At 33.4% G+C, this 20,621-nt stretch carries 16 protein-coding genes and 2 riboswitches; of the genes, 3 read left to right on the top strand and 13 right to left on the bottom strand.

Annotated elements, in window-relative coordinates; genetic code table 11:
* From ACONDI_RS06775 to ACONDI_RS06805, 7 genes are all read right to left on the bottom strand, one after another.
* A complete protein-coding gene (locus ACONDI_RS06775; RefSeq protein ID WP_241080706.1) occupies positions 1-1,590 on the bottom strand; it encodes an ABC transporter ATP-binding protein in 1,590 nt (529 codons plus the stop codon).
* A 53-nt stretch (positions 1,591-1,643) separates the two neighbouring features.
* On the bottom strand, positions 1,644-2,210 hold the full coding sequence (locus tag ACONDI_RS06780) for a hypothetical protein (RefSeq protein WP_241080707.1): 567 nt from the start codon (positions 2,208-2,210) through the stop codon (positions 1,644-1,646).
* Positions 2,211-2,340: 130 nt separating this feature from the next.
* A riboswitch (cobalamin riboswitch) is annotated at positions 2,341-2,518 on the bottom strand.
* Positions 2,519-2,567: 49 nt separating this feature from the next.
* A complete protein-coding gene (lpdD, locus tag ACONDI_RS06785; protein ID WP_241080708.1) occupies positions 2,568-2,957 on the bottom strand; it encodes a prenylated flavin chaperone LpdD in 390 nt (129 codons plus the stop codon).
* Positions 2,958-2,961: 4 nt separating this feature from the next.
* On the bottom strand, positions 2,962-3,516 hold the full coding sequence (locus ACONDI_RS06790; RefSeq protein ID WP_420848186.1) for a UbiX family flavin prenyltransferase: 555 nt from the start codon (positions 3,514-3,516) through the stop codon (positions 2,962-2,964).
* 100 nt (positions 3,517-3,616) lie between these two features.
* Positions 3,617-3,833: riboswitch (cobalamin riboswitch) on the bottom strand.
* Positions 3,834-3,903: 70 nt separating this feature from the next.
* Positions 3,904-5,196 carry a two-component system sensor histidine kinase NtrB gene (locus ACONDI_RS06795; protein ID WP_241080710.1) on the bottom strand — a complete coding sequence of 431 codons (1,293 nt, stop codon included), beginning with the start codon at positions 5,194-5,196 and terminating at the stop codon, positions 3,904-3,906.
* The gene (locus tag ACONDI_RS06800) at positions 5,186-8,101 is read right to left on the bottom strand and encodes a CheR family methyltransferase (RefSeq protein ID WP_241080711.1); all 2,916 of its coding nucleotides are present in this window, start codon (positions 8,099-8,101) and stop codon (positions 5,186-5,188) included. Before ACONDI_RS06800 ends, ACONDI_RS06795 begins: the two co-directional genes overlap by 11 nt.
* 151 nt (positions 8,102-8,252) lie before the next feature.
* Complete coding sequence (locus tag ACONDI_RS06805; protein ID WP_241080712.1) at positions 8,253-8,708, bottom strand: PPC domain-containing DNA-binding protein; 456 nt, start codon at positions 8,706-8,708, stop codon at positions 8,253-8,255.
* A gap of 361 nt (positions 8,709-9,069) precedes the next feature.
* On the opposite strand from ACONDI_RS06805, the gene ACONDI_RS06810 reads away from it, so the two are divergent.
* A complete protein-coding gene (locus tag ACONDI_RS06810) occupies positions 9,070-9,714 on the top strand; it encodes a TVP38/TMEM64 family protein (protein WP_241080713.1) in 645 nt (214 codons plus the stop codon).
* Positions 9,715-9,805: 91 nt separating this feature from the next.
* Here the strand turns inward: ACONDI_RS06810 and ACONDI_RS06815 are convergent, their stop codons facing one another.
* Positions 9,806-10,036 carry a DUF3892 domain-containing protein gene (locus ACONDI_RS06815; protein ID WP_241080714.1) on the bottom strand — a complete coding sequence of 77 codons (231 nt, stop codon included), beginning with the start codon at positions 10,034-10,036 and terminating at the stop codon, positions 9,806-9,808.
* Positions 10,037-10,181: 145 nt separating this feature from the next.
* On the opposite strand from ACONDI_RS06815, the gene cls reads away from it, so the two are divergent.
* Positions 10,182-11,645 carry a cardiolipin synthase gene (cls, locus tag ACONDI_RS06820; protein WP_241080715.1) on the top strand — a complete coding sequence of 488 codons (1,464 nt, stop codon included), beginning with the start codon at positions 10,182-10,184 and terminating at the stop codon, positions 11,643-11,645.
* A gap of 151 nt (positions 11,646-11,796) precedes the next feature.
* On the opposite strand, the gene ACONDI_RS06825 is transcribed toward cls, so the two are convergent.
* Together ACONDI_RS06825 and ACONDI_RS06830 are read right to left on the bottom strand one after the other, a co-directional pair.
* Positions 11,797-13,431 (bottom strand): methyl-accepting chemotaxis protein, encoded by a 1,635-nt coding sequence (locus tag ACONDI_RS06825; RefSeq protein ID WP_241080716.1) that lies wholly within the window; start codon positions 13,429-13,431, stop codon positions 11,797-11,799.
* Positions 13,432-13,618: 187 nt separating this feature from the next.
* Positions 13,619-14,476: a stalk domain-containing protein gene (locus tag ACONDI_RS06830; RefSeq protein ID WP_241080717.1), complete on the bottom strand. Its 858-nt coding sequence runs from the start codon at positions 14,474-14,476 to the stop codon at positions 13,619-13,621.
* A gap of 174 nt (positions 14,477-14,650) precedes the next feature.
* On the opposite strand from ACONDI_RS06830, the gene ACONDI_RS06835 reads away from it, so the two are divergent.
* A complete protein-coding gene (locus ACONDI_RS06835; RefSeq protein ID WP_241080718.1) occupies positions 14,651-15,091 on the top strand; it encodes a TIGR00725 family protein in 441 nt (146 codons plus the stop codon).
* A gap of 45 nt (positions 15,092-15,136) precedes the next feature.
* Here the strand turns inward: ACONDI_RS06835 and ACONDI_RS06840 are convergent, their stop codons facing one another.
* The 3 genes from ACONDI_RS06840 to ACONDI_RS06850 form a co-directional block, all read right to left on the bottom strand.
* Positions 15,137-16,756, bottom strand: coding sequence for an exo-beta-N-acetylmuramidase NamZ domain-containing protein (locus ACONDI_RS06840; RefSeq protein ID WP_241080719.1), 1,620 nt, complete (start codon positions 16,754-16,756; stop codon positions 15,137-15,139).
* Positions 16,757-16,881: 125 nt separating this feature from the next.
* Complete coding sequence (locus ACONDI_RS06845) at positions 16,882-19,329, bottom strand: AAA family ATPase (protein ID WP_241080720.1); 2,448 nt, start codon at positions 19,327-19,329, stop codon at positions 16,882-16,884.
* The gene (locus ACONDI_RS06850) at positions 19,316-20,467 is read right to left on the bottom strand and encodes a metallophosphoesterase family protein (protein WP_241080721.1); all 1,152 of its coding nucleotides are present in this window, start codon (positions 20,465-20,467) and stop codon (positions 19,316-19,318) included. Before ACONDI_RS06850 ends, ACONDI_RS06845 begins: the two co-directional genes overlap by 14 nt.
* Positions 20,468-20,621: the final 154 nt, after the last annotated feature.

Consider the following 20,621-nt stretch of genomic DNA (forward strand, 5'->3'; position numbering starts at 1 on the left):
TCAATGAGCCTCCGTTTCAAGGATTTGTGGATTTGTAGTAAATTCAGAAGTAAATTCTAGCGGCGAGTCATCAAAAATTACCTTGCTATCGTCTAACATAATTATCCTATCTGAATATTTCAAAGCCATCTCTATATCGTGAGTTATTAATATTACTGATCTGTCTTTATTAGAGAGCTTTCTTAATAAGTTCATTATTTTTAATGTTGTATTATAGTCAACACCATTACAGGGTTCATCCATAATAATGACATCTGGATCATTAATTAATGCAGATGCTATTCCAAGTAGTTGTATATTTCCCTTAGAGAGCCTATATGGATGCAGCTCGGCTACGTTTTCTATGCCTAGATTTTGAAGCAGTTTATTTACTTTGATTTTTCGTTCTTCATTAGAAACCCCCTGTATCTCTAGGCTGTATTCAATCTGTTCAAATACAGTATTTTTGAATATCTGCCACTCTGGATTTTGAAACATATAACCAATTTTATTTGCTAGTTGCAATCTTCTATATTCCTCTAAAGGTTTATTATCTAATATCACTGTTCCTTCTGTCGGGGTTAATAGTTTAACTATATGCTTAGCTAGAGTAGTTTTACCAGCGCCGTTTTTACCAATCAAAGAGATAAACTCTTTTCTTCCAATATCCAAATTCACATCTTTAATTCCACATTCACCACTGGGATAATAATGGCTTAAGTTTTGTATCTTGATTATAGGTTCAAAAGCTTTTATTTTATTTTTATTGTCATTTAAATCATCTGTGTTATCTGTCTTATAATTTGTCTTGTCCCTTAACTCATCGGTTCTTGTGCCTATGTTAGATGGTATCCTGATTCCTAAACTGTTTAGCTTATCAAGATTTTCATCAGCCCAGAAATAATCAGCGTCCTGATCGATCACTATGTTGCCGTTTTTTAGTACAATATATCTGCTGGCAAAATCAATCACCTCATCAAACCTATCTTCGATCATTATCATTGTTTTATTTTCCTGATGGCATAGCTTTTTTAGGTTTTGATAGATTTGCTTTCTGCCTAACGGATCAAGCTCCCCAGCAGGTAGATCCAAAATTAAAATATCCTGATTAAGGGCAAGAATACTTGCAAGGACAACCCTTTGTGCTTCTCCTCCAGAGAGAGTTTCTGGGTTTCTATGACGATAATTTTCTAAACCAACAGATGACAAAGCTTTTTCTACTCTATTTTTTATTTCGTCTTTTGGCAGCATTAGATTTCCCGGTCCAAAGGCAACATCTTCTTCCACGCTCAAATGAAAAAGTTGATTTTGAGGATCCTCTAGAACAAGACCAATATCTTTAGCTAACTTTGGAAGTGATATAGATGAAATATCTTTGTCATCTAATCCTTTGTCTTTTAGGGAAACGCTGCCGTTGTAATCTCCTTCCACAAAATTCGGAATAGCTCCACAAAGACAGTAAGCAAGAGTGGTCTTACCAGAAGCACCACCTCCGGTTATAACTACAATTTCTCCCTTTTTGATATCTAAATTGATATTTTCTAAAGCAGGAGTTTTTGTTCCAGGATAATAAAAATAGTTTATTTGTGCTTCTAAAACATTCCTTGTCATATAAAATCACCTATCTTCTTAATAACTTAACTTATTAGTATTTTTTGTATTATTTAGATTGTAAGCCCTGCTCTTTCAATCAAGCGTGAAATATATATTGTTGCCGCTGTTCCACCAGCAGTACCAACTGCTGCAGTCAAAATTGAAAGCCCTAATACCACAGGTACTGGTAAATTTAAAATATAATACATCCCAAGTCCAGTACATATATTCCCTGTAATATTTGTGGCTGCCTGTGCCAAAAGAAAATGATACCATTTTTCCATAGAAAACATTGAAGAGGAAATAGAAAAAGCTATTGAACCAAGCCCGTTAGCGGGGATAAAAAATACAGCAAGGGGCGAAAGACCAGAAGCTATTGCAATTAAAGCCTGGGTCTCTCCCATAATCACTCCTGCAGGTTGACGTAAAAGATATGCAACAAAACCCGTAAAGGTAGCCCACGACACCCCACCGATAATTAAAAGTCCAGGAAAAATCATATTGTCAATCCTGTGTGCAACCTGCTGGGCAAGAACAAAAACCACACCAATCAAAATTGCTCCAACTAAAGCTTTGGTATCTACCCTCCAAAACTTTTTGGTGCTTACGGTACTTTCAAAAGTTTGATTTGGTAACATAAAGGCGGACCCTCCTAGAATTAATTTAAAATATTATTTAACTAGTAGTACCTAAACAACAAAAAAAGCCCCCAAGCAATGCTTGAGGACTTTACCATCGTCCTTCAAGGTAACCTTCTAGTTCATAGTAGGCAACCCGGCTGTACAGGCAGGTCTACTGGCTCCAGTTCACAGTTTCCTTAAACCTTCCCATTCCCCTTATTTAATCTTGAGGAACAGTGGCATAACTTAAGGTCACTCCCCGTTACAGTGGCGGGACCGCTCAGGTCTTTCACCTGATTCCCTAGCACCTGCACGCCGTTTTATATTAAATTTCATTCAATCTCTGTCAACCCTGACGACTATTCAGTGAAAATTTTAGCTCAATTTCAAAGTTCTGTCAAGTAGGTCATAAGCTACTTCATAACAGTTGTTTGATAACTTTTCTATATCTTTTTGGTCAGCATTTGGTACATGAATACCTGCTATAACTGTCACAACCTGATTTAACTCTTTAGCAAACATCTCTGATATGGGCTTAGCTACAATATCATCTTTGTGGCCTGTCATATTAAAGACAGATGTTGTACAGCTTGTCTTAATACTATTTTCATTTTTGGTTTTTCTTGGAATGCTAATAATCACAGTACCTATATGAGGTTTTTCACCGCCAAGTATTTGTATTATCACACCCTCACTAGTGTAAGTAAGCTGACCGTACACAATAAAATTTTGCTCCCCTGTTTTTGAAACCAAAGTTTCTATCATACTGTTACTCCCACCTTTTGATCAAGTCATTTTCTATTCCTAACTGATCTAAGACCCTTGAAACAGTATGGTCTACTATATCATTAATGCTTTGGGGTTTGTGATAAAAAGCAGGCAAAGGAGGCATTATAACAGCTCCAATTTTGGATAGCTTTAGCATATTTTCTAAATGTATTGCAGTCAAAGGCGTTTCTCTTGGCAAAAGAACTAGTTTCCTGTTTTCTTTAATAGCTACTGATGCAGCCCTTGTAACTAAGTTATCATCATAGCCTTGAGAAATTCCTGCAAGGGTCTTCATACTACATGGTGCTATAACCATTCCATCATGTCTAAATGAACCACTAGAGATTGATGCACATAACTCATTTTCATCATAGATTGTATCAGCAAGTTCTTTTATGAAAGAGACGTTATAATCTGTTTCTATTTCGATTGTTTTTCTAGCCCAGCTTGTCAAAATCAAATGTGTTTTAATATTCTTATATTGACTTAAAATTTCTAATAATCTTATCCCATATATTGCTCCTGATGCTCCAGTGATAGCAAGTACTATTATCATAAGCTCTCCTCCTTTGTAGATTTTTGATACTTCTATTAACCCCAAAAAAAGTCCTCCATCAAATACAATATTTTGATGGAGGACTTTGCCATCATCCTCATCACCCGAAAATAATAAGGCAGGTCTCCTGGCTATCAAGTCATGGCCTTTTGGACAGAGCCTTCCCAACTTAAATTAGCCAGTGGCTGCTGCCCGGCTCCTCGAATACAGTGGTGGGTCCGCTCCGTTCATGACATATGACATTTGGGATAAGTACCCAAATACCACTCAGATTCCCTATTATCCCTGAAACAGGCACCTTATTATCTTAGATGTTATTAACTTTTAACAGTATATTATCATAAAGGCTAAATTTTGTTAACTATAATTTTAGTAAAATAATATAAGTCAACTTTCATGTGCAGGAAGATAAATTATAAAGCTAGTCCCTTTGTTTTTCTCAGATTCAGCTTTTATACAGCCTTCGTGAGACTCAATTATTGAATAAGCAGTTGAGAGTCCAAGGCCACTACCTTCAGCTTTGGTAGTAAAAAAAGGATCGAAGATTTTTTGTAAATTTTCATCTGTAATTCCTGGACCATTATCTGTTATTGTTATTTTTAAATAATCTCCTTCTGGCAGTGGCACTATATTTTGACTTTCTTTTTCCGTTAAGTAAATATTTTCGCCTTTAACCCAGGTTGTGCCCCCTTCAGGCATAGCTTGTGTTGCATTGAAAAAAATATTATAAAAAACCTGGTAAATTTGTTCTTTATCAATTTTTACCGGATAAAGATCATCAGGTAACATAATATTACTAGTTATTTTTGTATTGTTAAATGCCAAGTAAGCACTATCATTAATGATTTCATTTACATAACTCACCTCTTTAATTGGTTCCTCTCCTCTAGCAAGAATTTGAAGTTTTTTAGTTATGTCTTTAGCTTTATTTATTACCATTTCCATATTATTTAAGTTCTTAGATATTTTATCAGGTTTATTTTTATATTGTATTATATATGAGAGATTAGCAAGCAGAACAGCAAGATAATTATTAAAATCATGAGCAATACCTCTAGCCATAACACCAAAGGATTCGAACTTGTCTGCTCTATATTTGTATTCATTAAATGTTTTTTCTATTTTTTCTAACTTTTTACGCTCACTTATGTCTATCAACACGACACATTCAGGTTTAATCTCCATTTGTACCCACAACTCATCATCACTTTCTACTCTTCCTACCATTCTTAATTCGCATACCTGTTTTTCGCCAGTTTCAAGCGATTTACGGCGAGTAAAATAATATTTATCTTGATCATAAAAATCAACAAAACGATTTAAAGGCTGTTTAATTAGTTTATTTTTCTCAACTTGCAGGATTTTTGTAGAAGCACTATTAGCCTCTTCTATTATTCCGTTCTTATCAAGTTTTAAATATCCAACAGGAGCTTTTTCAAATAAATCGTAATAATGTGCTTGTGTTTTTTTAAGTTCAGATTGTGTTCTTCGAAGTTCCTCATTTTGCATCTCTAGCTCAACTTGATGTAATTTTAATTCTTTTATTATTTCTTTTGAATCTTGTTCATGAAGATACTCGGTGATTTCATTTAGAACTTCATTTGAATTAGTATTTATAACACTTTCTGCTTTTTTTCTTAGATCTTTTAAATCCTGTATATTTTCCTCACTATAGACCATTTGAATCACCTCCTATTTTTAAACAACGCTCGGTAGTAGCTAAGGCGTAAGGGGTCCCTTCCTGATCTACTAATGCTGTAGCTGTTAATATTATGTCTATAACATTACCTTCTTTTGTAAGTCTTTTGGTTTCGTAAGGTTCTATTTTTTCGTTTAAGGCAATGTTTTTAATCATTTTCATAGTCTCTACTTTTCTACTAGAAGGTATTGTATTACTGATATTCATTTGTAATGCTTCAGCTTCACTCCAACCGTATATTAATTCTGCCTTGTTGTTCCAAGCCTGTATATTACCCTCAAAGTCCTGAACTGTTATCACATCACTAGAATCACGCACCACAACTGCCAGTCGATTAACTGAATCCAACATATCTTTTTGCCTTGTTATGTCAACAAAATTTATCACAGCTCCTTCAACAACATTCTCCATTGTTCTATACGGCAAGATACGCATCAAGTACCAATAGCCATCCTTTGTTTGAATCTCTCGCTCTTTTTGTTTAAGTGTATCAAGTGTATACTTTATATCATCCTCTAAGGTGTAATATTCATTTAGCTTTGAAGTTATATTATTTATCGGTCTACCAATATCGTCTTCTATTAAATTAAAAACCTCTTTCACTGCAGGGGTGAAATTTTTGATACAATATGATTCATCCAGAAATAAACTTCCTACTCCAGTCCCTGTAAGCATATTATTCATATCGTTATTAGCCTGTCTTAATTCTTCTATTTTGTTTTGTAGGTCTTTGTTAACAGTCATTAGTTCTTCATTGACAGATTGGAGCTCTTCCTTTGAGGTTTCTAATTCTTCGTTGGTTGACTGATACTCTTCATTAACTGACTGCAGTTCTTCACTATAAGTTTCTAACTCCTCGATGGTTGACTGAAGGTATTCTTCTTTGTCCTGTAACTCCTGTTCTAAAGCAACAATCCTTTTATCTTTTTCACTAACCAAATCACTAGCTACAGCTGTTTCTTTTTCACTTAACCTTTCAAGTACATCTGGTGAACTTAACTCTTTAAATATTATCATAATCATTCCCTGCAAATCTGCAAAACTATCATTGACAGGAAAAACCTCCAAGTTAACAATTGATAAGTCTCCGTTCGACACTACCCTTAGACCTTCATAAGATACTGGTTTGTTTTGTTGGTTAACATTTCTTACAGCTTCCATCAATTCAAGTTTTAGGCCTTCTCTAGCCATTTTAAAAATATTCATACTAGCCTGTCCGGCCGCTGGTTCCAAATACTTCCCGGTACGTCCATGGATATACATAATATCTCCTCTTTCATTTATGACTACTGCAGCCGGAGTATAGTGCCTTAGAAGTGTTTTTTCTACCAGATTTTTTATGCTACCCTTTTCTTCATCTCCTTTTTTTAATGAAGGACGGCGTGAAAACTTTAAAATATCTTTAGAAGAAGTAGCATCTTTTCCTGGTGTTATATACAGGTTACTTACTGAGCCTTTTCGTTTATATATTTTGTGTGTCTGGTCCAAACTTTCAAAGAGATCAGTCATTTCACCGATCGACTCTGAACTTCCAAGAAATAAATAGCCATTCTTGTTTAATGCATAGTGAAATAGGCGAAATATTTTTTCTTGCTGTTTTGGCTTCAAAAAAATTAATAAATTCCTGCAGGTGATTAAATCAAGTTTGGTAAAGGGAGGATCATCCATTACATTTTGTTCGGCAAATATTAACATATCACGTAGTTCTCGATTTATTTGATAGGTGTTACCCTCTACATTTCGATCAAAATACCGCATTATACGTTCATTTGATATATCGGCTGCTATACTAATTGGATATATTCCCTGTCTAGCTTTTTCTATAGCATCACTATCAATATCAGTTGCGAAAATATGAACTTTATAATGCTGTTTTCGTCTGTCAAGTTCTTCTTTGATCAGTATAGCTATAGAATAAGCTTCCTCACCTGTAGAACAGCCCGGCACCCATACTCTGATAGCTTCTCCAGGTTCTTTGCCTTCAAAAAGTTTTGGTATAACTTTTTCTTTAAGAGCTTCAAATGATTCGGGATCACGAAAGAAACTGGTAACTCCTACCAAGGTGTCTTTGAATAAAGCTTTAGTTTCTTCAATATTATTCTCCACATATCGCACATATTCTTCTAAAGATTTAATCTGCATCACAGCCATACGACGCTCAAGTCTTCTTCTGATAGTATTTAATTTATACCCAGAAAAATCATGTCCTACCTCTTGTCTTAAAAGATCAAAGATCTTTTGAACTTGTTCGCTCTCTTCCATTGTCCCCTCTGGAGCGACAGAACGTTCTTTTATTTCAAATACGTAGTTTATATATGCTAAAAGCTGGGGTGGCATCTTATCTGGAGATAAAACATAATCCACCATACCGGTCGTTATAGCACTATTGGGCATACTGTCGTACTCGGTGGTATCTGGATCTTGAACAATGGTCATACCACCTTCACCTTTTATCGCTTTAAGACCTAACGTCCCATCAGTCCCAGTTCCTGATAATAAGACACAGATTGATTTTTCCTTCAGATTCTCGGCAAGCGAACGAAAAAAGAAATCTATTGGTAATCTCATCCCACGCTCATAGCTTGGTTTACTCAAATGAAGTTTCCCTTTTTCCAAATTCATAAACCTATCAGGAGGAATTATATAGACGCTATTTAGATTAATTTTCATCCCGTCTTTAACTTCACATACTTCCATATTAGTACACTTATCTATTAGATTAACCAGGTTGCTTTCATGTTCTGTGGATAAATGATGAACAATAACATAAGCAGCCTTATTATCCATTTCAGAAGGTATATTCGTAAAAAATTTTTTTAAAGCTGATAGGCCTCCAGCTGAAGAGCCTATCCCAATAACCGAAAAGTCAACATTTGATGATGACATTAGCATTAAGCCTCCAATTAAATAATTGCATTAATGTATTATGGTATTAGCATAAATACAAAATAGCAAAATTTCATATTATATAATTCGATAAAAGTTTAAAAACATCCTGTTATAGAAAAATACTTTGTATCCATTTAAGCTAAGCCAATTATTTATTATCTTTTAGATTCAGTAATTTAACACCTAACTCATCATCTAAAACACGTTTTGCGCTGCTTCCAATCAACTCAAACATTACTATCTCCATTATCTGCCATACTTTTATCCCTGACCTTACACAACCTGTTATTGTTTCTTCGTTTCTACCACAGGATGAGTGCATATGAAGTATTGGATTACCTTCTTCATCTGTAAATAAAGTTCCTGTGCCGGCTAATTCATGCACATCATCCAAGTTATGAAACATCGGTACTACAGGTCTTTTATCCCCGTCTTCAGGGCCTACAACTAGTTTGCTTCCTTCGCCCACACCACCAACCGCAATCAATGCTGCAGACTTTACTTCTTTTTCTCTTGCAAACTTTTCAATCTCCTCGTGTAATACTTCTCCTTCTTCCAGACGTAATATAAAGACTCGTCCATGTTCTGCTTGAGTATACTGCACTTTCTACTCCACCTCTTCCAAAATAATTTATTAGCAAACTTTTATGCTAATCCTACTTTGCCTTTAAAATAAGCAATAATAAAATTTTATTTACAGATAATTCTATCAAATCACTAACATTACCTTCTTTATCTACATTATTAATTATTTTAAACGAAAAAACGTTAACATTATAGATAAAATGGGAAAACTTAATATCATAGCTAATGAATTATATATAATAAATTGAGTTATATTATTAATAGATTATAGTCAAATTTTTAGTTTAAAATTTGTTTACAATTTACCTATAATAAGTTTATAATATAGTAAACAAGATATTAATGTTGAAGCAAGATATAATGGCGAGGTGTTAATGTAGGTGAAAGTTAAAAAAGTAATTGTTTTATCATTTGTTGTTTTAATTTTTTCAGTATCTTACTATTTATTTTTTAGTGGATTTTTCTCTGTAGATAAGTTACAGAATTTACTTGTGGCAGGTGGATGGATAGCGCCTTTGATTTATTTGGTGTTACATGCATTTCGCCCTTTTAGCTTTTTACCGTCTTCTTTGTTAGTTCTTGCCGGAGGACTTGTTTTCGACTTTTGGTGGGGTGTGTTTTTGTGTATTCTTGGTTTTATGGTAGGATCATCCCTGGTTTATATTCTAGGCAAGAGATGGGGAGATCTTGGTACCCTTAACAAAAAATACACAGAAAAAGCAAAGCAGCTAACAAGGGTGCTAAAAGGTAAAAGTAAGTATTTTTTGGCTTCTATATGCTTAATACCTTTATTACCTTCAGATCTAGTAAGTTATGCCTCGGGAGCATCGGAAATGAATTTTTTTGATTTTTTTGGCGGGAAATTACTTGGTTCCCTACCAGGTCTAATCTTAGTATTTCTATCTGGAAGTCAAATCAAAACTGGTGACTGGACCTATTTAATCATCTCTGTTGTAGGGCTTGTTTGTTTAACAGTACTAGTGTGGTTTAAGAAAAAAGATTTAGCCAGTGCTTTGGAAATATAATTTAAATTAGTTATAAATAGCAATTAAAACTCTCGTTATCTATTTAGAAAACGAGAGTTTTAATATTTTTTAATTTGTTTGCAAACTAAAACTAAAATCGAGGTAAGTTGTCAAGATTATTATCTGGGTCTTTATCCGGATCTGACCTTAAAGTTTTTTCCCCATTTCTTGTAGCACCAGTATTTACGTTTTCAATAAGGCCTGATTCAGCCATTTCTATTACGGTGCTTATATCAAATATTCTTCCGTCATTTAGCATTACTTGAACAATATTACCCCTATCATCTTTACTTACTCTGCTAATTCTATAGGGTGGTGACAATTTAACACCTCCTGCCTGTTTGTTTTTTATTTATTTTTTCACAATAACATTATTTTTAATCTTAGCCCCAACCTTGTGGTATAATATTAAAGAATATAAGTTAAATTTAAATACGTAAATGATTAAATTTTATGGAGAGATTCTCATGCTAGTTATGTTTATAATCATAAAAATTATTTTAATTGTGTCAGTTCTTTTCATTGAAAAAAAGCCACCTATGGAAGCAATTGCCTGGATATTATTAATTGTTTTTTTCCCGATTGGTGGTTACATATTATATATTTTGTTTGGTGAAACATGGACAAAAAAACTAGCAAAACAGGGCAATGAAAAATACTTAAAGGAGAATTATGAATCCCACCTTCATGATAGAATAAGAAAAAACGCACCAGGTACAAATCCTACCCCTATAGCAAAATTAGCTCCTGAAGGTTTTGATAATTTTCATTCGTTATTACAATTACACAAAAATCACAGCAACAGCACTTATACTTTAGATAATAATGTGAAAATCTTTACCTGTGGTGAAGACAAGTTTAAACAGCTATTTGAAGACATCGAAAATTCTGCACAAAGCATCCATATATTATATTTTAGGATATATAAGGATGATATTAGCACTGAGTTTGTCAATAGATTAACAAGGAAGGCTAAACAAGGTGTGGAAGTTAGATTAATATATGACGGGGTTGCTAGTTTTACCTCAAAATCATTTTTTAAAGATTTGATAAACGCAGGTGGCAAGGTATATGCGGATGAAAGATCTTTTTTGAAAAATTTATTTAAGATAAACTTCAGAAATCACAGGAAGCTGGCTGTTATTGACGGCCAAATTGGTTATATAGGTGGAATGAACGTAAGTGATAGATACATGGGCAAACACAAAAAGAAAAACCCCTGGAGAGATACACATCTCAGGGTAACTGGTTCAGCAGTACTGAGTTTGCAGTTTTACTTTATTCGTGATTGGTCACGGATAGTTCCCTCATTGCTTAATGATATACCAAAAAGTGAGATCGAAGAATATTTGCCTCTACCAAAAGAAAAAGGAAATATTGGTATGCAGATTGTTATAAGTGGAGTTGGTCCTGAAGAAGAAAGGGTTAAACTTGGATTTATTAACATGATCACTCATGCCACAGAAGAGATTCAGATACAGACTCCTTATTTTGTGCCTGATCAGGAAATATTACAAGCATTAAAAGTAGCTATATTATCAGGAGTTAGAGTCCAGATAATGGTTCCAGGGATATCAAGTAGTATGTTCTTACATCCCGTTACGCTATCATATGCTAAAGAATTGTTGATGGAAGGTGCTGAAGTTTATTTATATAAAGGGTATATACATGCAAAAACCATTTCTGTTGACAAAAAAGTTTGTTCTATAGGGTCAACGAATTTTGATCAAAGAAGTCTTAATCTTAGCGATGAAATTAATGCTTTTGTCTATGACAGCGACTTTGCTAGGTATCACAAAGAAATATTTAATGAAGATATAAAGAATTCTATTAAAATAAGAAAAGAAGACTACGAAAACCAAGATAAAACTACTAAATTCATGGATGCTGTTAGAGAATCCACCCTAAGGCTAATAGCCCCATTTTTGTAAAATATATAAAATAGTATAATATACAAAATAGATCTACATTAAGAACTCCTCTTTCTTAAAGTCTTTAAAAAGAAAGAGGAGTTCTTAGTTCATTAATTATTCACCTTGATTTATAAAACCTCTAGAAGGTCTATTGCAATAATAATCCTCCTTATACTTGAAATCTCTTGATCAATTTATCCATATCTTTTGCCACTTTTGCTAAGTTGTTAGCATTTGCAGTAATCTCTTCAGTCATAGCATTTTGTTCTTCTATAGTCGCAGCTATATCCTGCATAGCATTAGAAGTTGTACTTACTGTTTCATTTATTGTAGTTGTTTTTTCTTCAAGCTCCAAGCTATCTTTAGCTAATGAAGTAGTTAATTTTTCATTTTCTCGTATATGCTCTGTTGTAGACTGAACAGAGTTAATTATTTCAGTGATTTTTTCGCTAGTTTCATTTATTACTGAGTTCCCTTTATCTATTTCTTCACTTCCTTTTTTCATTAACCCCATAACTTCTTGAATTTTATTTTGAGTATCCTTTACAATTTGCATTATTTCATTTGCTGACTGATTAGAGTTTTCGGCCAGAGAACTTACTTCCTCAGCAACAACGGCAAATCCTTTTCCATGTTCACCTGCCCTTGCTGCTTCAATTGCAGCATTAAGGGCCAGAAGATTAGTCTGCTCAGATATTTCTGTGATTGCATTAATTATAGTGCCAATTTTTTCTGACTTTTCTTCTAAGTCCTTAATAGCTTCTTCAGAAGTTTTAAATGATGATCTAATTATATCCATTTGATTTTTTGAATCTTCGATAGCTTCACTGCCTTCTTTTCCTTTATTCGCATTTTCTTCACCAGCTTGCACAGCTTTTTTCATGCTGCCATCTAGATTATTCATGTTTTTGGATACTTTTTGCATGAAATTTGCTATTTCACGCATGGCTTCTTCTTGCTCCTGAGCACTAGAACTTACTTCTTCGCTATTAGCAGCCACACTTTCTGTAGCTTTTTGTAGTTCATCTGTCGAAGAGTCCTGCTCTGCAGAGCTTTTACTAACTTCTGAAGATATATTGATAAGATCGCCTATTAATTTTCCAAGACCCATGCTTAGTTTGTTTGCTTCTAAAGCTAACTGCCCGAAACTGTCCTGTTTTTGAACTTCTTTATATCTTTGTACATCATTATTTTCGTGAAAGGTCAAATTGCCATTTATTACATTTTTCATTCCTTCTTTTGTTAAATTTATAATTTTTTCATGACTCTTCTTTAAAAAATATGCTGCCACTCCACTTACAACAAAGCCTAATATAATGCCTATAATTAATGAAAGGTAATTAAAACCACCTAACCATATTGTTAATCCAGAAGCTACAACAGGTATAAAAGCTGCAGCAAAGTTTTTATAAAAAATAACTTCTTCTTTCTTTTGTACTCCAACTCTTAATGTGTACCCTTTTTTTCCATCAATATATATAGGCGTTGATGCATCATATAGAGTTTCACCGGTATCTCTATGATACAGTTGTGTTAAAGGCTCATTACTATCAACGGTTTTCTTCCCAACCTCATCATCAAATACCATTCCTTCTCTAAAAGGGTTAGTATGTACTACACCTACATAGTTTTGGTCCATTAAAACAAAGTATTCAATATCTTTATCTTTTAAATGGTCTTTGAAATATTTATTTAACTTCTCATAACCACCCTTTTCTAGAGGAGTTTCACTAAGTAACTTTTTGACATCCCCAGCCATCTCCTGACAAACATTCATAGCCCAACGGCCATTATTTGAGCTCATTTTGGAACCCCCTTTTTATTCAAAAGACAAAGTTTTGCTCGAATATTCTGAACATTCTGTTATCTCGTTATACTGTTCTTCTATACTGTTTTTAAAATCCCTTCTAAACTCTTTTAAATTATTAACTCCACCGCAAAAATTATATAAAATTAATTGTTGCGGTGGAATTAATAAAAGGTTAGTCTTATTACGAATCTATCTTTATTATTTTATCCTTATTTATCTCTATGTCTGGATTAGTTTTATTTGCATCTGGCATTGCCCATCCAACATAACCTTCATACAAATAACTTCTATCTTTTTTGACAATTTTGTCAGCATGAATATATTCAATTTCGCCTATTTCACCTTCTTCAAGGGCAATACCTACATGTCCCCAGTTCTTCTGAGTACCATTGACATTACCATACCAATCAAAAAATACCAACGCACCTTTTGGTATAGTTTTGTCTACATTATCTGGTGCATTCATTATCTCAGCCGCATTTCTTGCAGAACCCCAGGGAAGTCCTTTTAGGCCTATTTCTCCTCCATTTTTATAAGCATCCTGCACAAATAATAGGCAGCGGTGATAGTAATCTGTATTACCTTTTCTGTTTTTGGCCCATGAAATTGCATTTTCAACAATTTCATTAGAAGAATTTTCCCACTCGATTATTGTATCAAAACTATTTGAAATAAAATCTAAGGGCACAATAAGCCTATTTTTTTCTGTTACTTGAGGCTTAAAGTCTAACTCTTTTAGCTCACCGTTTATCTTATATTCTCTTTTATCTAACCATAGCATAATTTCTTTGTCCATATAGTTAATCTCTACTGCTTTTTCTCTCTCATTCCAACTAATATCAGCATCTAATTCTTCTGCTACGTGTTTAAGTGGAACCAACAAATTGTCATTATCATCCACGACTGTATCCTGATCAGGAAATTCTAAAACTTCATCATTAACATGAATCTCTACATTTTCATAAGCATTCACATTGCTAACACCAAGTAAGAGAAAGCATAGCAACGTTACAATAAAACTGATTCTAGTTCCCTTCACGGTTCCACCCCTCTCATAATAAAATAAAATTTATTGGTATATAAGCTTTTATTTTATATTATTAACCAACGGTTTCCATTGTAAGTAATTTTTTTGATACTTGCAATGCAAATAGTGGAAAATTCGTATATAATTAATTAATAAGCAGTAATTATGAGAAAGGAGTAGAATTTTATGCAATATATCGGTGTTATTGGTGCAGGGGTAAGTACAGAGGAAAATAATAAGCTAGCTTACGAAGTTGGCAAAAATATTTCAGAAAATAACTGCATTCTTGTATGCGGGGGTATGGGAGGTATAATGGAAGAAGCTTCCCGGGGAGCCAAGGAAGCTGGTGGTGTTGTTATTGGGGTTTTGCCTGGTCATGATTGTAGCGAAGGTAACCAGTTTCTTACTTATGCTCTTACCACCGGCATGGGTGAAATGAGAAATTTTCTGGTAGTAAGGTTTAGCGATGTATTAATCTCGATATCAGGTGAATATGGAACTCTCTCTGAGATGGCAATAGCCCTTAAAGAAAATAAAAAGGTTGTATCAATAAATCCCACTTATAATATTAAAGGATTAATTGAAGTTTCTTCACCCGCTGAAGCTATAAAAGAAGCTATAGAATAATACTATATAGAAAATAGAGTACTCTATTTTCTATACAGTATCACATTACTCAATATTCACTATCTGCCATTTTTCATTCCATTCTACATCTGCTCCAAGATATTCACTCACATAACGAGCTGGAAGCATAGTGCGCATATCATTAATAACAGGGGTTGTATCCATAGTAGTTGATTCGTTATTTACATATACATCCTGACTATCTATAGTAAAAATTACTTCATCATTACCCTTATTGATAGTAACAGTTCTGTTTTGATTATCCCATTTTACAGAAGCTCCAAGAGCTTCTGTAATTCTTCTTACAGGCACCAGTAACCTGTTATTATTGTCTATGTATGGTTCTGTATCAAACATTAATGGTGTATCATTATATCGAACCATAATTTGTGCATCATATTTATCGATCAAATAATTCTCACGTTTTTCCTTAAAGTCATTTAGAGAATCAGAGTATTCATTCTCAATTTCTTCTGGTGCAAGGCCTTCTTCTAACCAATTTCCAACTTTGTCTGTACCCATAATTTTATCAAACATAACAATATCATCACTGCCATTGTTATTAAAACTGCTCTTTGGCGCATCAAACTCACCAAATTGAAAGGCATAGGTAAGAGCATATATTCCCGTCCTTGCCGGGTTAAATTTGTGATAATCTGTTATATTTAAGTTCACTCCACCTGCCTCACCTTTATATTCTGGGGCGAATTCTACACCTTCAAGGTCTGAATTATTTAAGGTTTCGGCGAAGTTTGATGCATCAAGATCGCTGCCGCCAATCCAGTGAAAATAATCCGCCTGATATACACCTGTTCCCTGTCCAAGCCCAGTAGCCATATATTTGTATGATGAGTCTAACTCCGGTATATTAGGAGAAGTTTGCTGCCAGGGAAGTCCTGTGTCCTGAAAAACCATATTTCTTTGATAGCCCTGCATCGGTACAATTTCTATTTGTGCATCTATATTTCTATTAAAATACTTAGCAATTTCACCAACAGTCATTCCATGGGCTTTGGGGAGCTTGTCCACACCAACAAAAGATTTAAACTTTTCTTCCAATACCGGACCTTCTACAGTTATTCCCCCCAAAATATTTGGCCTATCTAATACAACTATTGGAGTGTCATATTTTTCTCCTGCAACCATACAGTAGTTCAATGTTGAAATATAAGTATAAGTTCTAGCACCTATATCCTGAATATCAAAAAGTAAAACATCTACATCTTCTAGCATCTCTTCAGTAGGTTCTCTAGTGCTGCCATATAAGCTGTAGACAGGAATATCTAAATCTTCATGAGTGTAGGATTCTACATATTCACCAGCACTTGCCTTACCATCAAGACCATGCTCAGGTGTATAAAGTGCTGTCAAATTAATACCTTCATCTTCTGCTAATACATCGACAGTACTTTTTCCTGCACTATTTATTCCAGTTTGATTGGTAACAAGGCCTACTTTCTTCCCTTCAACTAAATGATAATAATCATCACTAAACAACACTTCATTACCGAGCTTAACTATTGGTGATTCTTGTGGTTGTGGTGTTGCTTGTGTTTGCTGCGTTTTTGGCATTTCTTGACCGACAACCGCCCTGCCATGATAATACACTGTTACAGATATTAACAAAACAAAAATAGACAATATGTACACTAGTTTCTTTGGCATTATGTACTCCACCTCTCATTTTTCGTTAATTCTTACATTATTAGTTACTTATATTTAAAGTATATATCATTTTTTCTACATAGTCTATTATTATTTGGCAATTATAGACAGGTAATCGTTGGCAATTAAAATTCTATCCTATTCCCACCTAATAACTCAGCAGTAGAAGGGTCACATGTGGTTATAATGATTTGCTTTTCATTTGCGAAGTCATTAATCATCTTTGAAGCTTCTTCTTTTCTGTTGGGGTCAAGGTCAACAAGGGGATCATCCATAATCAAAAATCCATACATTTCACTTAATAAATATTCAGCCATAGATAATCTAATTGCAAGGGAAATTCCAGATTTAGTTCCTGCAGAAAGAAATTCAACAGGAAGTTTTTCACCATCTTCTCTAATAACATTTTGAGGTTTTGCACCATCTAATACTCCTATTTCATATCTATCGTTTGTAACTCTTGGAAGGTAATTTGAAAAAGATTTTTCAAGGGAGTCAAAATTATTTAAGTCTTTCTCTTCAATCAGTTTGTCAAGTTCCTGCTGGATAATTTTTAAACTTTTAGCTTTTTTCTTTAATTTATAGTATTGTTCTTTAGCATTTATCTCTGCCATCTTTAATTCTTCTAAAGAGATCTCTGGTAGTTCATTTTCTAGTCCAATCTTTTCTTCTTTCACTTCATTAATCTTACTAGTTAGTTTATCATATTCATTTCTTGAGTCTTTCAAATCCCAGAAAAACTCATCTTCACTTTTATAATCCTCCGGTAAAGGCGAAAGCTTTTCTAGCTCTTCTAATAGCTCTTTTTCACTGCTTTTTAGTGTACCTAATCTATCCGTCATGTTATCAAAAGTACCATAAGTTTCATTCCAACTGTTAATTTTTTCATGAAGTGAGTCTATCTTTGACTTAAGACTGCTATTGTATATTTTGAGCTTATTAATCTTTTCTGAGATTATATCTGGATCTTCAAATGATTCATCTTTTTCTTGAATTAACGCTTTACTTTCATCTAATTCTTTAGATAAGGTATCAAAATCATTTTTCCCCAAGAGGTTTTTTTGTTTGTCTTCCAAATTATTTATTTTGTTTGTTAGCTCAATTTTTTGCTGATAAACTTTTTCTGCATCTTCTAAAGCTTCAACTTTTAATTCCGTTAATTTATTCTTAAATTCTAATTCATTTTCTTCTAACAAATTTAAAAGAGAATCAATGTCTTCTTCGCCTGACTTAATCTCTATACTCCATTCATCAGTTACAAATTTTATTCTACCTTTTCCTTTTATTTCATAGCTTCTTTCCACATTAACACTACTTGATTCTCCAGCACCCGTTTCAATTTTGATTTTAGTTGGCTCTTTAGTAGTAAATGTTCCCTTAAGACTTACAGCTTCCACCTGCGCTTTTATTTTTATCATTTCAGTGTTTATTGATTTTAATATTTCAATATCTTTCTCTTTAATATCTGGATATTCTTCATATTTATTTTTTAGTTGATTCAACTCATCTTTTATAGGCTTTACTTGTTCTACAAGGTTTTGTTTTTCTGTAATATCTTTTATTTTTAATGCCCTTTTGTGTTCTTTTTCCAATTCACTGATTTTATTCAAGTTATCATTGTGCTCTTTTTGTTTTCTTTCTAATTCATCTTCTACTACCGGCCAAGTTCTAGTAACTTCTTTAATTGATTCAAGTTCTTTATTAACTGCTTCTAGCTTTGGACTAACACTTGCCCTACTTCTGATATCATCTTCTATTTGCTCTAAGTCATTTATTTTTTGCTTCAATTGTCCAATTTTAGTTTCTAAATCTTTATATTCTACATTTACCCTCTCAAGTTCTAGTTCAATTTTCCGGGCTTGTTTTATGTCTCTTTTTATATTTTCAAGCTGATAAAAAGCTTTTAATAATTCTCCGGGATTTTTGTAGGGGTTGTCTATACCCCGGTTATTTTGAGGCCTATCCCGTTCATAATCCCAATACTTAAGTAAAGAATCTAGCTCCTTTTCTAATTCGTATTTAAAATCGTCAATAGAAACCCCACCGCTTTCAAATACCATCGATCTTAATATATAACCAACATCAAATACCGCTTCAGAGTTATTGCTTAATCTTTCTAGCGTATTCAATACTTCTGTTTGTTTTGTGAACATAACTGCTTCGTAAGTTGCTTTTCCATATTGCAAAGATTTTTTAAGTTTTTCATTGATTCTATTTTCATCAGATAAAACTTTGCCATCTGGCAAATACAGGCTGCAGCTTTTTTCTCTTCCCCAGCACTTTACCAGGGTATATTTCTTTTTTTCAAAACTACACTCAAATGACAAATTTACCTTTAAGTTTTCTTCTATATTATTGCCAATTATAGGAAAATAAGGTTTGATAAAGTCTTTATATTCACTGCTATTTTTTCTCAAATTTGAAGGAAAAAAAAGAGAAGCAAATATTGCATTTATATGAGTACTTTTACCTGATTCATTAAGACCATAGCATACATTAAGACCCTTGGATAATTCTACTTTTGAATTTTGCACCCCACCAAATTGTTCTAAAAAAACTTCATTTATAATCATTATTTTTCACCTTCCTAAACATTTGAAAAGCAATCTGAAGTGAATCATTTTCATCCATGTCCCCCAGGCGATTAAGTAAAAGAGCAGGAAATGAATCCTCCGGAAATTCTTCATTTATTAAACTAGGTGTAATAGCAATATTGACTTCAGAGTCATCAAATTCTAGATACAAAAACTCTTCATTTATAATTTTGATTGCATCGTATAAAAGGTCAAATTCTTCTTTGTCAAGGGTTCCACTTAAGTTAAGTCTCAAAAGAGTTTTGTCAGGTGCTGATTTAACTTTATCTTTTATCTCTAATATTTGTTTACTGCTTGAAATATTTTTCTCCAATACAGTAAATTTAAATTCACCAGTTTCAATAATTTTACTTTCAATTCTCGGTTTTTTGCTTTTGTCATCTTTAGTCGAAATCTCTGCTATCCTTGCATAGCCTCCATGTTTACAGTCAAATCCATCAGGTTCAGGAGTGCCACAATATGTAAATGTTGGGTTTATAGAATTTGTTTCTGGATATGTAATATGAGTATGTCCCAAAAACCAGTGATCAAGGCCCGTATTCTCCAGTTCATCCTCTTCCATAGGATAATACTGGGAATCAAAATCAGGAGAGACCCCTTTTATAGAACCATGGGCAACCCCAAAATTCCAGGTTGTACTAAGCTTGTTATTATCAACCTTAGATATCCAGCCAATATTATTGTTAGATGAATGTTTTTTATAGCATGGTGCAGGATATAAGGTTACATCTAACCCATAATCTGATAAATCATAAGAGATCTCTTTATCTAACAGCAAAACATGATCCGAAACTTCTTTTTTAAAGCTTTCCCAAATACTATCATAAGCTTCTAAGTGATCATGGTTCCCCGGAAGAATAGCACAACAGTTACCTTCAAATCTAGAAATAATTTGTGCTGTCTTTAATATGTATTCTTTTTTTATCTTTGTTCTATGAAACATATCACCTGTAACAAGAAAAAGGTCACATTCGTTTTCATTTGCTATATCGATAAGTCTTTCTAAGGTATTTATTCTAGAATTTATAAGCTCTTGTTTAATTTCAGGGGGATAGTCTCTATTTCCGTATGTCATCCCAATGTGTAAATCCCCTGTATGAAAAACCTTAATAGACAAGGTTAACACTCCCCTCGTGTTATTGCTGAATTTAAGTTATTTTAAAATTAACTGTCTATAAAATAATTCATTAGTCATCTATAAAATCCTTCATTTATATAAAAACGTTATAAAAATCAAAAAATTTAAAAATAATAATTTAAACTATACCTTT

The sequence above is a fragment of the Natranaerofaba carboxydovora genome (assembly GCF_022539405.1).
GTDB classification, from domain to species: Bacteria; Bacillota; Natranaerobiia; order Natranaerobiales; family Natranaerofabaceae; genus Natranaerofaba; species Natranaerofaba carboxydovora.

What these genes read in the sequence shown, in the direction of transcription:
- ACONDI_RS06775 (WP_241080706.1), bottom strand. Translation starts at nt 1,590, where the DNA reads ATGACAAGGAATGTTTTAGAAGCACAAATAAACTATTTTTATTATCCT.
- ACONDI_RS06780 (WP_241080707.1), bottom strand. Translation starts at nt 2,210, where the DNA reads ATGTTACCAAATCAAACTTTTGAAAGTACCGTAAGCACCAAAAAGTTT.
- lpdD (WP_241080708.1), bottom strand. Translation starts at nt 2,957, where the DNA reads ATGATAGAAACTTTGGTTTCAAAAACAGGGGAGCAAAATTTTATTGTG.
- ACONDI_RS06790 (WP_420848186.1), bottom strand. Translation starts at nt 3,516, where the DNA reads ATGATAATAGTACTTGCTATCACTGGAGCATCAGGAGCAATATATGGG.
- ACONDI_RS06795 (WP_241080710.1), bottom strand. Translation starts at nt 5,196, where the DNA reads ATGGTCTATAGTGAGGAAAATATACAGGATTTAAAAGATCTAAGAAAA.
- ACONDI_RS06800 (WP_241080711.1), bottom strand. Translation starts at nt 8,101, where the DNA reads ATGTCATCATCAAATGTTGACTTTTCGGTTATTGGGATAGGCTCTTCA.
- cls (WP_241080715.1), top strand. Translation starts at nt 10,182, where the DNA reads ATGCTAGTTATGTTTATAATCATAAAAATTATTTTAATTGTGTCAGTT.
- ACONDI_RS06825 (WP_241080716.1), bottom strand. Translation starts at nt 13,431, where the DNA reads ATGAGCTCAAATAATGGCCGTTGGGCTATGAATGTTTGTCAGGAGATG.
- ACONDI_RS06835 (WP_241080718.1), top strand. Translation starts at nt 14,651, where the DNA reads ATGCAATATATCGGTGTTATTGGTGCAGGGGTAAGTACAGAGGAAAAT.
- ACONDI_RS06840 (WP_241080719.1), bottom strand. Translation starts at nt 16,756, where the DNA reads ATGCCAAAGAAACTAGTGTACATATTGTCTATTTTTGTTTTGTTAATA.
- ACONDI_RS06845 (WP_241080720.1), bottom strand. Translation starts at nt 19,329, where the DNA reads ATGATTATAAATGAAGTTTTTTTAGAACAATTTGGTGGGGTGCAAAAT.